The 13,901-nt window shown below is 35.2% G+C and carries 10 protein-coding genes, 3 tRNA genes and 1 pseudogene; 10 read left to right on the top strand and 4 right to left on the bottom strand.

The genetic code is table 11. From position 1 onward, the window contains the following. Positions 1–214: 214 nt before the first annotated feature. Positions 215–1,618 (top strand): UDP-N-acetylmuramoyl-L-alanine--D-glutamate ligase, encoded by a 1,404-nt coding sequence (gene murD, locus HVS_RS07545; RefSeq protein WP_101300809.1) that lies wholly within the window; start codon positions 215–217, stop codon positions 1,616–1,618. A 125-nt stretch (positions 1,619–1,743) separates the two neighbouring features. Here murD and HVS_RS07550 read toward each other — a convergent pair. The 3 genes from HVS_RS07550 to HVS_RS07560 form a co-directional block, all read right to left on the bottom strand. After that, positions 1,744–1,828: transfer RNA gene (locus HVS_RS07550), tRNA-Tyr, on the bottom strand. Between the two features lie 14 nt (positions 1,829–1,842). Continuing rightward, positions 1,843–1,918, bottom strand: a tRNA-Phe gene (locus HVS_RS07555). A 17-nt stretch (positions 1,919–1,935) separates the two neighbouring features. Then, positions 1,936–2,012, bottom strand: a tRNA-Ile gene (locus HVS_RS07560). Between the two features lie 135 nt (positions 2,013–2,147). Here HVS_RS07560 and HVS_RS07565 point away from each other — a divergent pair. The 4 genes from HVS_RS07565 to HVS_RS07580 all read left to right on the top strand — a co-directional run bounded on the left by HVS_RS07565 (position 2,148) and on the right by HVS_RS07580 (position 7,269). After that, positions 2,148–3,197 (top strand): M42 family metallopeptidase, encoded by a 1,050-nt coding sequence (locus HVS_RS07565; protein WP_101300811.1) that lies wholly within the window; start codon positions 2,148–2,150, stop codon positions 3,195–3,197. Further along, positions 3,188–4,231 (top strand): M42 family metallopeptidase, encoded by a 1,044-nt coding sequence (locus HVS_RS07570; protein ID WP_101300813.1) that lies wholly within the window; start codon positions 3,188–3,190, stop codon positions 4,229–4,231. Before HVS_RS07565 ends, HVS_RS07570 begins: the two co-directional genes overlap by 10 nt. Positions 4,232–4,428: 197 nt before the next feature. Further along, positions 4,429–5,421: a M42 family metallopeptidase gene (locus HVS_RS07575; RefSeq protein ID WP_101300815.1), complete on the top strand. Its 993-nt coding sequence runs from the start codon at positions 4,429–4,431 to the stop codon at positions 5,419–5,421. A 126-nt stretch (positions 5,422–5,547) separates the two neighbouring features. Further along, positions 5,548–7,269, top strand: a complete 1,722-nt coding sequence (locus HVS_RS07580) for a glutamine--tRNA ligase/YqeY domain fusion protein (protein ID WP_101300818.1) — start codon at positions 5,548–5,550, stop codon at positions 7,267–7,269. Positions 7,270–7,482: 213 nt separating this feature from the next. On the opposite strand, the gene HVS_RS07585 is transcribed toward HVS_RS07580, so the two are convergent. Then, entirely contained in the window at positions 7,483–8,358 is an 876-nt protein-coding gene (locus HVS_RS07585; RefSeq protein ID WP_235827654.1) for a hypothetical protein, read from the bottom strand. A gap of 413 nt (positions 8,359–8,771) precedes the next feature. On the opposite strand from HVS_RS07585, the gene trpE reads away from it, so the two are divergent. The 5 genes and pseudogenes from trpE (at position 8,772) to HVS_RS07610 (ending at position 13,890) form a co-directional block, all read left to right on the top strand. Next, positions 8,772–10,310, top strand: coding sequence for an anthranilate synthase component I (gene trpE / locus HVS_RS07590; RefSeq protein WP_101300824.1), 1,539 nt, complete (start codon positions 8,772–8,774; stop codon positions 10,308–10,310). A gap of 61 nt (positions 10,311–10,371) precedes the next feature. After that, complete coding sequence (trpD, locus tag HVS_RS07595) at positions 10,372–11,415, top strand: anthranilate phosphoribosyltransferase (RefSeq protein ID WP_101300826.1); 1,044 nt, start codon at positions 10,372–10,374, stop codon at positions 11,413–11,415. 42 nt (positions 11,416–11,457) lie between these two features. Further along, entirely contained in the window at positions 11,458–12,246 is a 789-nt protein-coding gene (gene trpC / locus HVS_RS07600; protein ID WP_101300829.1) for an indole-3-glycerol phosphate synthase TrpC, read from the top strand. Continuing rightward, a pseudogene (locus HVS_RS07605) lies at positions 12,243–12,870 on the top strand (phosphoribosylanthranilate isomerase). Before trpC ends, HVS_RS07605 begins: the two are co-directional and overlap by 4 nt. Before the next feature lie 426 nt (positions 12,871–13,296). Beyond that, on the top strand, positions 13,297–13,890 hold the full coding sequence (locus HVS_RS07610; RefSeq protein WP_101300831.1) for a flavodoxin family protein: 594 nt from the start codon (positions 13,297–13,299) through the stop codon (positions 13,888–13,890). Positions 13,891–13,901: the final 11 nt, after the last annotated feature.

The following is a 13,901-nucleotide window of genomic DNA, read 5'->3' on the forward strand; positions in this document are numbered from 1 at the left end:
CAACTAATATATCTAAATAACAATTAATATAGACTGTTAATATATGATATAACTTATGCAATATATGCTTTATAATACATGACTTATATAATAAGAGATTTATATTATGATATGACTTTATAAAACTTAAAGAATTTAATAAAACTTATTAATAAATATGCTAAAATATAACTGTTAAAATATCTGCTAAAGGAAAGTTTTGGAGGATTTGGACTTGAATAATAAGCTAAATGAATTTAAGACATACATAAAAAATAAAAAGGTTGCTGTATTAGGGATTGGAGTTAGTAACATACCGTTAATTAAATACTTATACAGTCTGGGTGTAGATGTAACAGCTTTTGATAAATGCTGTAAAGATGATTTATGCTGTGTCATAGACCAGTTTAAGGGTCTGGACATAAAATATAGTTTAGGGGACGGCTATTTAAAAAATTTAAAAGGATTTGATGTTATTTTCAGAACTCCGGGCATGAGATATGATTTACCGGAAATTCTTTCTGCTAAAGAGGAAGGGGCAGAGATTACTTCTGAAATGGAAGTTTTCTTTGATGTATGTCCGGCCCGGATATTTGCTGTTACAGGAAGTGACGGTAAGACTACCACATCTACACTTATATACAAAATTCTTAAAAAACAAGGGTACAACTGCTGGCTGGGGGGCAATATAGGAACGCCCCTTTTAAGCAAAATTGATGAAATAAAAGAGACAGATATGGTGGTTTTAGAACTTAGCAGTTTTCAGCTTCACACAATGACAAAAAGCCCTGATGTGGCAGTAGTTACAAATCTTTCTCCGAATCATCTGGATTTTCATAAATCCATGGATGAATATGTGGATGCTAAGAAAAATATTTTTAATTTTCAGTGTGAAGAAGACAAACTGATTTTAAACTATGACAACGATATAACCAGGGAGTTTAAAAAAGAGGCAAAGGGGAAGGTTTTATATTTTAGCAGGCAACAAGAGCCTGATAAAGGTGCCGGTTTAAAAAACAGCTGTATTTTTTATAAAGACGGGGACAGGGAAATAGAAGTTGTTAATACAAAATCTATTTCAATACCTGGTGTACATAATATTGAAAACTATATGGCGGCAATTTGTGCTGTAATAGATTATGTGGATGTAAAGACAATACAAAAAGTTGCAAAGGAATTTAAGGGTGTAGAACACAGACTAGAGTTTGTTGGAGAAAAAAACGGCATATTGTTTTACAATGACTCCATAGCAAGCAGTCCCTCAAGAACCATTGCAGGCCTTTTGTCTTTTGACCGGAAAGTTATTTTAATTGCAGGGGGCTATGACAAAAATATACCTTATGATGAAATGGGACCACATATTGCAAAGAGAGTCAAATCTATGTTTTTAATCGGACAGACGGCAGATAAAATACATAACTCATTAAAGGATGAAATAAACCGCACAGGAAGAGGAAAAGATATATTTGTATGCAAGTGTGAAACATTAGAAGAGGCTGTAAAAAAAGCATATGATAGTGCTTTCTGCGGTGATATAATTCTAATGTCACCGGCAAGTGCAAGTTTTGATATGTTTAAAAATTTTGATGAAAGAGGAAAAAAGTTCAAGGGAATTGTTAAAGATATTTTAAATACTTAACTTATTAGTTAACGGAAATTTAAATTTTACTTAAAAAAGCCTAAACAGTAAAAAAGACAGATAATACAGGCTGGTTTAAATTACAGGAAAATTAAAATAAAAAGAGTTGAAGTATCAACTCTTTTTGGTGGAGGAGGACGGATTTGAACCATCGAAGGCTTTGCCAACAGATTTACAGTCTGCCCCCTTTGACCACTCGGGAACTCCTCCACAAATATTAAATTTGGTGCCCAGAGGCGGAATCGAACCACCGACACGAGGATTTTCAGTCCACTGCTCTACCGACTGAGCTATCTGGGCAAACAAAATAAATTTATTGGTGGGCCTTCAGGGACTCGAACCCCGGACCTACCGGTTATGAGCCGGTTGCTCTAACCAACTGAGCTAAAAGCCCTTGTTTTAGCACAACAATGAATAGTATAATAAAAAAAGACTTTTTAGTCAAGAGTTTTTTGTAATAAGTTTTAAAAAAGCAATTAAAGATGCAATAAATGTGTACAAAACAAAGTTTTAAAGAGGTGATATTTAAGTGGACTACACAAATATATTAAAAGATATAAGTACTTATCCTGGTATTTCGGGAAGAGAAGAGAGTTTTTCAAAATATATAAAAGGAATATTTGATAAGTACTGTGATGAAACTATAATTGACAGCTTTTATAATGTTATCGGGATAAAAAAAGGGTCTTCTGAAAAAAGCAAAAAAATCATGATTGCAGCCCATTTAGATGAAATAGGTATGGTGGTAACCGGCATTGAGAAAAAGGGATTTTTAAGGTTTTCAAATATAGGGGGAATTGACCCTAAAATTCTTTTAGCCCAGGAAGTTGTAGTGCATGGAAAGAAAGATATAATCGGCGTTATTGGTGCAAAGCCTCCCCATCTGCTAAAGGATACAGATGCCAAAAAGGCGGTTAAAATACAGGATCTTTCCATAGATACCGGACTTTCAGAAGAGGAAGTTAAAGAGTATATATCAATCGGGGATTTTGTAACATTTAAAGCAGAGCCTTTTTTGCTAAAAAACAAAAAAATAAGTTCCAAATCCCTTGATAACCGTGGGGGAGTGGCGGTTTTAATTGATATTATGGAAAAGCTTAAAAAAATTCAACATGAATGCGATGTGTATTTTGTTGCCACATCCCAGGAAGAAGTAGGGCTTAGGGGAGCTACTGTGGCAGCATATAATATAAGACCTGATGTTGCAGTTGTTATTGATGCATGCCATGGTGCTATTCCGGAAATGGCAAAGGACTTGGTTTTTAAACTTGGAAAGGGACCTGCCATTGCCGTAGGACCTAATTTACATGGAGATCTTACAAAAAAGTTAATTGACATTGCAAAAGAAGAAAACATTCCTTATCAAATTGAGCCATCCCCAGGAAATACAGGTACTGATGCGTGGGCTATACAGGTTTCAAGATCCGGCATTCCAACGGTTTTAGTGTCTGTACCCCTTAAATATATGCACACAACTGTGGAAACTCTCCATTTAAATGATATAAAGTATTCAGGAAAACTTGTTTTAAAATTTATTTTATCCATTGAAGGTGAGATAGGGGGGATATTATGTTGTTAAAAGAATTAACGGAACTTTATGGAGTATCTGGAAATGAGAAAGAAGTAAGGGAGTTTATTAAATCAAAGGCAGAAAAGTATTCAGATGAAATAAAAGTTGACTCTATGGGGAATTTGGTATGTGTAAAAAAAGGCAATAATGCTAAACATAAGCTTATGATTTCTGCACATATGGACGAAGTTGGATTTATGATAACAGGATATGGGGATGGCGGGGTTTTAAAATTTGCCACTGTGGGAGGTATTGACAGCAGGATACTTTTGGGAAAAAGGCTTGTTGTAGGAGATAAAAAGCTTCCCGGGGTAATAGGTGGAAAGCCCATTCATCTTCAAAGTGCGGCAGAAAGAAAGAGTAATATTAATATAAAAAATATGTATATAGATATTGGGGCAGATACCAAGGAAGAGGCGGAAAAGCTGATTTCAGTGGGAGAGTATGCGGCATTTTACAGCAGCTATACCAATCTCGGCAAAGATGTAATTAAAGCAAAAGCCTTAGATGACAGGGTTGGATGTGCTATTTTACTTGACATACTAAAGGATGAAAAATACAATAATTTTGACCTTTATGCCTGTTTTACAGTTCAGGAAGAGGTGGGGCTAAGGGGTGCAGAAGTGTTGTCCTACAGCATAAATCCGGACATTGCTTTAGTTGTGGAAGGAACCACCTGTTCAGATGTTTTAGATGTGGAAGAACACCAGCAGTCAACTATATTAGGCGGTGGCGCCGCCCTTACAATTATGGACAGGGGGGCATATTCCAATAAAAAGCTGGTGGAATTTTTGTACACCAACGGAAAGAAGAACAATATACCGGTACAGTATAAAACAACCACTACAGGAGGAAATGATGCAGGAAAGATTCAAACTGCAAAGGGAGGGGTTGTGGTAGCTTCTGTTTCCGTTCCATGCAGATACATTCATTCTCCTGTTTCTTTAATGAGTAAAAATGATTTTGACAGCTGCTATAAATTAGTGAAAATGGCTTTAGATGAGTTTGATAAAAATCCTGGACTTATTGACTCATTTAAATAAAAAAACATTTGTTTAAGTGAATTTTAAAGTAAAATAAATAAAGAATATTTTTAAATAATTCTATATAATTCGGTAGAAATGATTTTATAAAAATGGTTTTATAAAATAGTTTTATAAAATAGTTTTATAAAATAGTTTTATACAAATAATTTTATACAAATAATTTTATACAAATAATGACACATGGAGGAGGAAATATGTTTGATTTATTAAAAAAACTGACACAAATAACAGGTGTATCCGGAAATGAAGAAGAGATAAGAAATGTCATAATAGAAGAAATAAAAGATAAAGTGGATGAAATAACTGTTGATACTTTAGGAAACCTTATAGCTGTAAAAAAGGGAAGCGGGAAAAGAATCATGGTTGCAGCGCATATGGATGAAATTGGTGTTATAGCAACCTATATAGACGACAATGGATTTATAAGATTTTCTAATATAGGCGGGGTGTCAAAATACAATGCAATAGGACAAAAGGTGAAGTTTGGCAACGGTACAATAGGCGCTGTTTACTATGAAGAGAAAATAGATGACATTAAAAATTTAGATTTGTCAAAAATGTATATAGATATAGGGGCAAAAGACAGGGAAGAAGCGTTAAAAAGCGTCAATATAGGAGATGTGGCATGTTTTGTAGGTGATGCAGTAAGGCAGGGGGATATGATTATATCAAAAGCATTAGACGACAGATGCGGATGTGCAGTGGTTATACAAGCTATAAAAAATATGAAGGAAACTGAAAATGAAATATATTTTGTGTTTACCGTGCAAGAAGAACTAGGTCTTAGGGGGGCTAAAACAGCAGCTTACCAGATTAAGCCGGATTTAGCCATTGCTGTTGATGTTACTGCAACAGGTGATACTCCAAAATGCCGTCCTATGGAAGTAAAGTGTGGGAATGGTCCTGCTATAAAAATAAAAGACAGATCTATAATTTGCCACCCTAAAGTGAAAAATTTATTGGAAAAGGCGGCAAACAAAATAAATATTCCCTATCAATTTGAGATACTTGAATTTGGGGGAACTGACTCAGGGGCTATTCATATATCCGCGGGAGGAGTTCCTTCAGGTGTCATTTCAATACCCTGCAGGTACGTGCACAGCCCTGTTGAGACGGCAAGTTTGACGGATATAGAAAATGCAGTTAAACTATTAGTAGAAAGTTTATGTTATGTAGAAAATGATTAAAATTTCAGTTTAAATATTGTATAATGTAAAGGTATAATATTAAATGTATATTAAGAGTATAAAAGTATTGTACAAAAGGATATTAAATCAGAGATACTAGATTTTTACGGGAGGAGAATAAAAAATATGACCAATAAAGAAAACAACAATTTAGACACCTCTGAAAAGAAGGAGAAGATATCTAATTTTATTCAGGATATTATTGATAAAGATACTGAAGAGAACAGATATGGCAAGAGGGTACATACCAGGTTCCCGCCTGAGCCTAACGGGTATCTTCATATCGGGCATGCTAAATCAATTTGCTTAAACTACGGTATAGCTGTATATAATAATGGTAAATTTAATTTAAGATTTGATGATACCAATCCTAGCAAAGAAGAAGTTGAATATGTGGAATCTATAATTGAAGATGTGAAATGGCTTGGAGCTGATTGGGAAGACAGACTGTACTATGCCTCAGATTATTTTGACAGGTTTTATGAATGTGCTGTACAGCTGATAAAAATGGGCAAGGCGTATGTTTGTGATTTAAGCCCTGAAGAAATTAGGGAGTACAGGGGTACATTAACTGAGCCTGGGAAAAACAGCCCGTACAGAGACCGTTCTGTAGAGGAAAACTTAGACCTGTTTACCAGAATGAAAAATGGTGAATTTGAAGAAGGTTCCAAAGTTTTAAGGGCAAAAATAGATATGGCATCCCCAAACCTTAATATGAGGGATCCTGTTATTTACAGAATAATGAAAGTGGAACATCACAGGACAGGGAATAAGTGGTGCATATATCCAATGTATGATTTTGCACATCCCCTTTCTGACTCCTTTGAGGGTATTACCCATTCTATTTGTACACTGGAGTTTGAGGATCACAGACCTTTGTACAACTGGTTTTTGGAGACACTGGATTTAGAGTGCAAATCAAGACAGATTGAGTTTGCAAGGCTTAATCTAACTCACACTGTAATGAGCAAGAGAAAGCTTTTAAGGCTTGTTAAAGAGGGTTATGTAAATGGGTGGGACGACCCTAGGATGCCTACAATATCAGGTCTTAGAAGAAGAGGCTATACCCCTTCTTCAATAAGGGAGTTTTGTTCCAGAATTGGTGTTGCAAAAAACAACAGTATGGTGGATATAGCTCTTTTGGAGCATTGTATAAGAGAAGAATTAAATGCAAAAGCAAAAAGGGTTATGGCTGTTTTAGACCCTCTAAAAGTGGTTATAGACAACTATCCTGAAGATTTGGTGGAAGAATTTGAAGTTACCAATAATCCTGAGGACCCTGAGGCAGGAAAAAGAAAAGTTCCTTTTTCAAAGGTTGTGTATATAGAGAGGGATGATTTTTGTGAGAATCCGCCAAAGAAGTATTTCAGGCTGGCTCCAGGAAGGGAAGTAAGGTTAATGGGTGCCTACTTTATAAAGTGTACTGATGTGGTGAAGGATGAAAACACAGGGGAAATACTGGAGGTACACTGCACTTACGATCCTGAATCAAGGGGCGGTAATTCACCTGATGGAAGAAAAGTAAGGGGAACAATACACTGGGTGTCTGAAAAGCACGCTGTGGAAGCAGAAGTCCGCTTATATGACCACCTGTTTAGTGTTCCTGACCCGGATTCATATAAAGACGGGGATTTTACAGATTTAATTAATCCGGATTCACTTAAAGTGCTAAAATCCTGTAAACTTGAACCTGGGCTTAAAGATGCAAAACCGGGGGATATGTTCCAGTTTATAAGATTGGGGTATTTTTGCGTTGACAGGGTGGATTCAACGGAGGATGCACCGGTATTTAACAGAACGGTGTCATTGAAAGATACATGGTCAAAAATTGCCAATAAAGAAGCATAAAATTTAAAACATCAAGAGTCTTAAAAGGCAAGGACCAAAGAAGCAAAGGAATATGAAAATTCATACAGGTATTTAGAAAATCCAAGGATTTAAAAATACAGGATTTTAAAAAATTATGCAATTAAAAAAATTTAAAAAAAGTCTGTATGCCTTTTTGTTGAAAACTTTACGGGTATACAGACTTTTTTATTTAAAATTTATTTACTTTATATTTTAATATGTGAAAAATTCATATTTTCTTGCCCACTTTTGTATTTTTCCAGGCTGTATATTCACATCTATAAAAACTTCAGGGCTTATTACATGGGTAGTTCCCCAAAGAGCGAGGGATTTTACATTGAAATTACTGTATTCCCTGACACCTGCCTTTAACGGCTCAAAAACCAATTCCCAATAATGGTTGTCAATAGAATCATATCCTTCAATGATGCAGTGAAAATCATTTTTTGGATTTTTAATAATTTTTATTTCATTATCCTTAAAGGTTAAAACCTCAGGCACTTCTTTTATATTTATGTTATATGGGAATCTCAATATATATCCTTTATCAATTGGATTTTCATTAATTGATATAAAGTTGTGACAGTATTCTTCTGTAACAATGGTTTTCTTGCCGGTGTTTTCAAGCTGGTAATCAATTGTAAGGGTGTTGTCTTTTATTGAAAGCTTTTTTGTCATTTTAGCAGAATATCCATTGCAATCTAAATGATTAAGTATAAATGTAATGCTGTCATCTTCTTCTTTTACTACAACCTCAAAAGGGGACACTTGGTATTTATCAAAGAAAAAGTAATCAGATTCATCAGGGCGTGTTAAAAGCCCAACTCCTAATTTGAGAAATTTTTCCCCAGGCTTTGCCAAATCATATCCTATAGGAGTGTGAATTCCAAATTCGTTGCAAAGTCCAACTCCTCCGGAGCCTTTACCCGGGATAAGTGATTCTTTAGTGCAAAAAGAATATTTGTCATCAAGGCATACATCTGTAATAAAGCCTGTCCAGTCAAAGCGGGAACCGTTGTAGCTGTTTCCCGGATAGTCTATCTCAACTTTTAGTCTGTCATTTTTTAATTTAAGAGCTGATTTTTTCATTTCCATCCTCCCCAAAAATAAAATACTTCATCTATTTTAGCACAATAATAAGCTGTATAAAACCTTTTGAATTTACTTTTTAATTTATTTTGGAATAAAAATTCAATTTACTGTTGCTTTTTAGATATTCACTGTGTTATAATTGTCATAAGATTAGTTGATTTGTAACAGTGATACTAAAAGTGAGGCTGCTTTGTACACCTTAGTTTGTACACCTTAGAAGGTATTTAAACTACAGGTGTCAGGTAAGAAGAGTTGAGTTTAAAAGTTTAAGAAGAGATGAGTTTTAGAAGAGAAGAGATGAGACGGTGCAGTACAATTTAATTTTAGCTTTAAAGTTCCAAGTCCTATACTCGGGTTTTTATTTTAGTCAAGTCTCATGTCTTCCTTCAAAAAAGAAGGGGGCATTTTTTATGTTGTATCCAAGTCTTGAAGAGGTTAAAAAATTAGCCAAAAATCACAATGTAATCCCTGTTTCCATGGAGGTTTATGCTGATATGGAAACGCCAATAAGTCTTTTCAAAAGATTTGAAAACAGCAAGTACTGTTTTTTACTAGAGAGCGTTGAGGGGGGAGAAAAGTGGGCACGTTACTCCATTATTGGCAAAAATCCCTTCTTAATAGTTAAAAGCTATAAAGACAGCACAATTATCCAAGATAAAAATGGTGCTGTAAAAGAGGAAAAGGGCAACCCTGTTGAAATTATAAGAGAGCTTATGAATAAATATAAGGGTGCAGATATTCCTGATTTGCCAAGGTTTAATGGAGGAGCAGTGGGCTTTTTCGGGTATGACCTTATAAGGTACTATGAAAACCTCCCAAACGTCCCGGAAGATGATTTAGAACTTCCGGAGTGCCATTTTCTCTTTACAGATGAAGTTTTGGTTTTTGACCATCTTAAGCAGAAGATTCACATAATTGTAAATTTACATGTGGGAGGAAATATAGAAAGGGATTACAATAGTGCAGCTGATAGAATAAAGAGCATTTATAAAGAAATTCTTGATACAAGATGGAAGGTATTTGATGATTTCATTCCAAGTTTTGATAAAGACTCTGTCAAGGAACCTAAGACTTTAAAGTATACATCCAATATATCAAAAGAGTTGTTTTGCCGGAATGTATTAAAGGCAAAAGAGTATATTAGCAGAGGGGAAGTTTCCCAGGTTGTACTTTCCCGGCGTTTGTGTGTGGAGACAGAAGAGCACCCTTTTAATGTGTACAGGGTTTTGAGAGTTATAAATCCTTCACCTTACATGTATTATCTGAAGTTTGACGATTACAAAATAGTAGGGTCATCCCCTGAAATGCTTGCAAGGGTAGAGGATGGTATTGTTGAAACCTGCCCTATTGCAGGAACGCGGAAAAGGGGAAAGACAAAGGAAGAGGATGAACAGCTTGAAAAGGAACTTTTATCAGATAAAAAAGAACTGTCAGAGCATGTTATGCTGGTGGACTTAGGAATTAGTGATGTTAAAAAGGTTGCTAAAGAAGGTACGGTAAAAACAAACAGCTTAATGCATATAGAAAAATACTCCCATGTAATGCATATAGTTTCCAATATTACAGGGGAACTTAGGGAGGACAAAACTGCATTTGATGCCCTTATGTCCATTATGCCGGCAGGTACCCTGTCAGGTGCTCCAAAGGTAAGGGCTATGGAAATTATATATGAGCTTGAAAATGTAAAAAGGGGACCTTATGGCGGGGCTATAGGATATCTTAGCTTTAACGGAAACTTAGACAGCTGTATAACCATAAGGACCATTATATTTAAAGACGGGAAGGCTTATATCCAGGCGGGAGCCGGTATAGTTGCAGATTCAGTCCCGGAAAATGAATACCAGGAAACTATAAATAAATTAGGTGCACTTTTAAAAGCTCTGGAGGAAACAGGGGAATTTTATTCTGACTATAAAGGCTTAAAAAAATTACAGCTTGCAGGAAATTAATAAAGGACAGTTCAATGTTAAAAAAATTCAAAAATTGAGATGAGAAGAGAGGAGAATTATTATGTTAAAAGAGGCAATAGCAAAATTAGTTGAGGGGAAAAATTTAAATGAGGAGGAAGCAATAAGCTCCTTAGACTGTATTATGAGCGGCAAGGCAACTGATGCACAAATAGGAAGTTTTATTACAGCCCTTAGGATTAAAGGCGAGACCATAGAGGAAATTACCGGGTGTGCAAAAGTGATGAGGGAAAAGGCTTACAGAATAAATCCGGAAGTTGGTTACTATATCGATACCTGCGGTACCGGCGGTGATGGTTCAAATACTTTTAACATATCCACGGCAACGGCTTTTGTGGCAGCTGCAGGAGGAGTTGCCGTTGCAAAACACGGGAACAGGTCTGTGTCCAGCAGAAGCGGTAGTGCAGATGTTTTAGAGAGCTTGGGTATAAATATAGAAATTCCGCCGGAGATGGTAAAAGATTGTATCGAAAAAGTAGGAATAGGATTTATGTTTGCACCTCATTTTCATAAATCCATGAGGTATGCAGCAGGGCCTAGAAAAGAACTGGGTATAAGGACAATATTCAATATATTAGGACCATTGACAAATCCAGCCAATGCAAAGGGGCAGGTACTGGGTGTTTTTGATGAAAGGCTTACAGAGCCGGTGGCAAATGTTCTTTTAAATCTTGGTGTGGAAAAAGCAATGGTTATACATGGGTTGGACGGTATGGATGAAATAACTACAACCACCAGGACAAAAGTATCAGAAGTAAGGGACGGCAGCATTATAAATTACTATATAGATCCTGAGGAGTACGGTTTTTCATTGGCTGAAAAGGAAGAACTTATAGGCGGGGATGCAAAGGAAAACGCAGATATTATATATTCTATATTTAATGGTGAGAAGGGTAAAAAGAGAGATATTATACTTTTAAATTCAGCAGCGGCACTATATGTTGGAAAAGTTGCAAAAACCATTAAAGAGGGAATAGAGATGGCTGCTGAAATAATTGATTCTAAAAAAGCAATGGAAAAAGTATATGAATTAAAAAATTATTTGGATTTAAATTATTTTAACTGCAAAGTTGCGTTAAATGGATAGTGTTATACAGGGGAATTTTAAGGAGGATTTAAGGAGGGCAAAATGATATTAGATAAAATTGTTAATGAAAAAAGAGTGCAGCTTAAAAAAGAGATGAGTGAAATTTCTATAGAGGGTTGGAAAGAAAGGATTTCAAGACCGGGTCTTCATAAAACCATAGATTTTTACAGTGCATTAAAAAGAGAAAATGAAATCTCTATAATAGCTGAGGTTAAAAAAGCTTCCCCTTCAAAGGGTATTATAAAAGAGGATTTTGACCCTATAAAAATTGCCAGAAAATATAGTGAAGGGGATGTACAGGCAATATCTGTCCTTACAGAAAAAAACTTTTTTCTAGGTGATGACAGCTATCTTGTAAAAATAAGGCAGTCTGTCACCCTGCCTATTTTGAGAAAGGATTTTATAATAGATTTGTGGCAGGTTTACCAGTCAAGATACTTAGGTGCAGATGCCATACTTTTGATAGTGTCTGTATTAAGCGATGAGGAACTGAAGAAATTCCAGGTTGTGGCGGAGATACTTGGAATGCAGTGTTTAGTTGAGGTACACGACAGGGAAGAGCTTGAAAGGGCTTTAGAGTCGGGGGCAAAAATAATTGGCATCAACAACAGAAATTTAAAAACATTTGAAGTGGATTTAAAAACCACGGAAAAATTAATGAACTATATACCTCATGACAGGCTGGTTGTAAGTGAAAGCGGTATAAAAACTCATGAGGATATGAAGTATTTGAAGGATTTGGGAGTTAATGCAGTTTTAATTGGTGAAACATTTATGAGAGCCGAATCTATAGATGAAAAAATAAAAGAACTTAGAATGGTGAGTGTATGACAAAGGTTAAAATTTGCGGTCTAAAAAGAAAAGAAGATATAGAATATGTAAACAAGTATTTGCCTGATTATATAGGTTTTGTTTTTGCCGAAAGCAAAAGAAGGGTTTCAGTTGAATTGGCAGAAAGTTTAAAAAAAAAATCTTTCACCTGAAATTAAAACCGTTGGTGTTTTTGTAAATGAAGATTTAGAGAGCCTTTTAGAAACTATAAAGAGGCTCTCCCTTGACTGTGTGCAGATTCACGGTGACGAATCTTCCATGTATATAGAGGCTTTAAAAGAAAAACTAAAAGGTGAAAGAAAAATTGAGATTTGGAAAGCTATAAGGGTAAAGGACGGGGATTCTATAGAAAAAATGTCAGAATACAATGTGGATGCCTTTGTTCTAGACGCCTACATTGAAGGTGCCTATGGGGGAGGGGGAAAGACTTTTGACTGGGAACTGGCCTCTAAGGCTAAAGAATATGGAAAAATAATTCTTGCAGGAGGCCTAAATATAGAAAATGTAAAAGAGGCTATAGATAAGCTGGCACCTTTTGGGGTGGATGTAAGTAGTGGTGTTGAGACTTCCGGGTATAAGGACGGGGATAAAATAAGGGACTTTATCTATAAAGCCAGGAGCTAATAACATTAAAGTATTATAAAAAAGAATTATAAAAGTATTATAAGAATTATAAAAGCATTGAAAACATGTAAATTATAGTATATAATATTAAAAATACAAGACAAGAACTTGAAAAGCTAATAGATATTTAAATAACACAAAAAATTAAAAAAATTAAAAAGAAAAAATTTAATGTAATGTATATAATAAATTTATTAATAGGTATAAATTTAAACAGGATAAGCAAAAAAATAAAAGGCTGTTACACTAATAGGTAAGTGTACAGCCTTTTTCTCTTGTTTCAAATCTCATAATAAAGTAAAATAAAATAGGTTATATAAATTGCCTTTCACAAATATTATTACAATATGTTTTTGTAATTTTTAAAAAGTGAATTTGCAGCTTTTATTTCAATATGATAATATATTTAAAATGGGAGTGATTAAATTGTTAGTTGTAGGTCTTAACGGAAGTCCGAGAAAAAACGGCAGCACAAAGTTTTTACTTGACACTGTCCTTAACAAAGTAAAAGAATTGGGGGCAGAAACAGTTGTCTACGATGTACAGGAACTTTTAAACAGTGCAAAGCACAGTTTTTGTGTTGTCTGCAGTTCGCCATGTTCCGGCATATGCTATAAGGATTCAAAGCTTGAAGAGGCTTTTGAAGTAATGAAAAAGGCTGATGCCATTGTATTTGGAAGTCCCTCTTATTTTGGAACTGTAAGTGGGCAATTGAAAGCCTTTTTTGACAAGACGAGAAAGCTTAGGGGAGAAAAGGCCCTTTACAACAAAGTGGGGGCAGGAGTTACAGTAGGCGGTTCAAAATATGGCGGGCAGGAAACAACTATAAGAGCACTTCATGATATTATGCTTGTCCATGGGATGACCATTGTAGGGGACGGGTATTTTGAAGATGACTGCGGACATCATGGTGTATGTGCCCACAACCCTGCGGAAAATGACGAGTTTGCAGTAAAGAGGGCAGAAATACTGGCAAAAAGAATATTTGATATTTGCAATAAATTAGAAAAAAATAAATAATAGGGTGTATT

Source organism: Acetivibrio saccincola (genome assembly GCF_002844395.1).
In the GTDB taxonomy this organism is placed as follows: Bacteria; Bacillota; Clostridia; order Acetivibrionales; family Acetivibrionaceae; genus Herbivorax; species Herbivorax saccincola.

What these genes read in the sequence shown, in the direction of transcription:
- HVS_RS07570 (WP_101300813.1), top strand. Translation starts at nt 3,188, where the DNA reads ATGTTGTTAAAAGAATTAACGGAACTTTATGGAGTATCTGGAAATGAG.
- HVS_RS07575 (WP_101300815.1), top strand. Translation starts at nt 4,429, where the DNA reads ATGTTTGATTTATTAAAAAAACTGACACAAATAACAGGTGTATCCGGA.
- HVS_RS07580 (WP_101300818.1), top strand. Translation starts at nt 5,548, where the DNA reads ATGACCAATAAAGAAAACAACAATTTAGACACCTCTGAAAAGAAGGAG.
- HVS_RS07585 (WP_235827654.1), bottom strand. Translation starts at nt 8,358, where the DNA reads ATGAAAAAATCAGCTCTTAAATTAAAAAATGACAGACTAAAAGTTGAG.
- trpE (WP_101300824.1), top strand. Translation starts at nt 8,772, where the DNA reads ATGTTGTATCCAAGTCTTGAAGAGGTTAAAAAATTAGCCAAAAATCAC.
- trpD (WP_101300826.1), top strand. Translation starts at nt 10,372, where the DNA reads ATGTTAAAAGAGGCAATAGCAAAATTAGTTGAGGGGAAAAATTTAAAT.
- trpC (WP_101300829.1), top strand. Translation starts at nt 11,458, where the DNA reads ATGATATTAGATAAAATTGTTAATGAAAAAAGAGTGCAGCTTAAAAAA.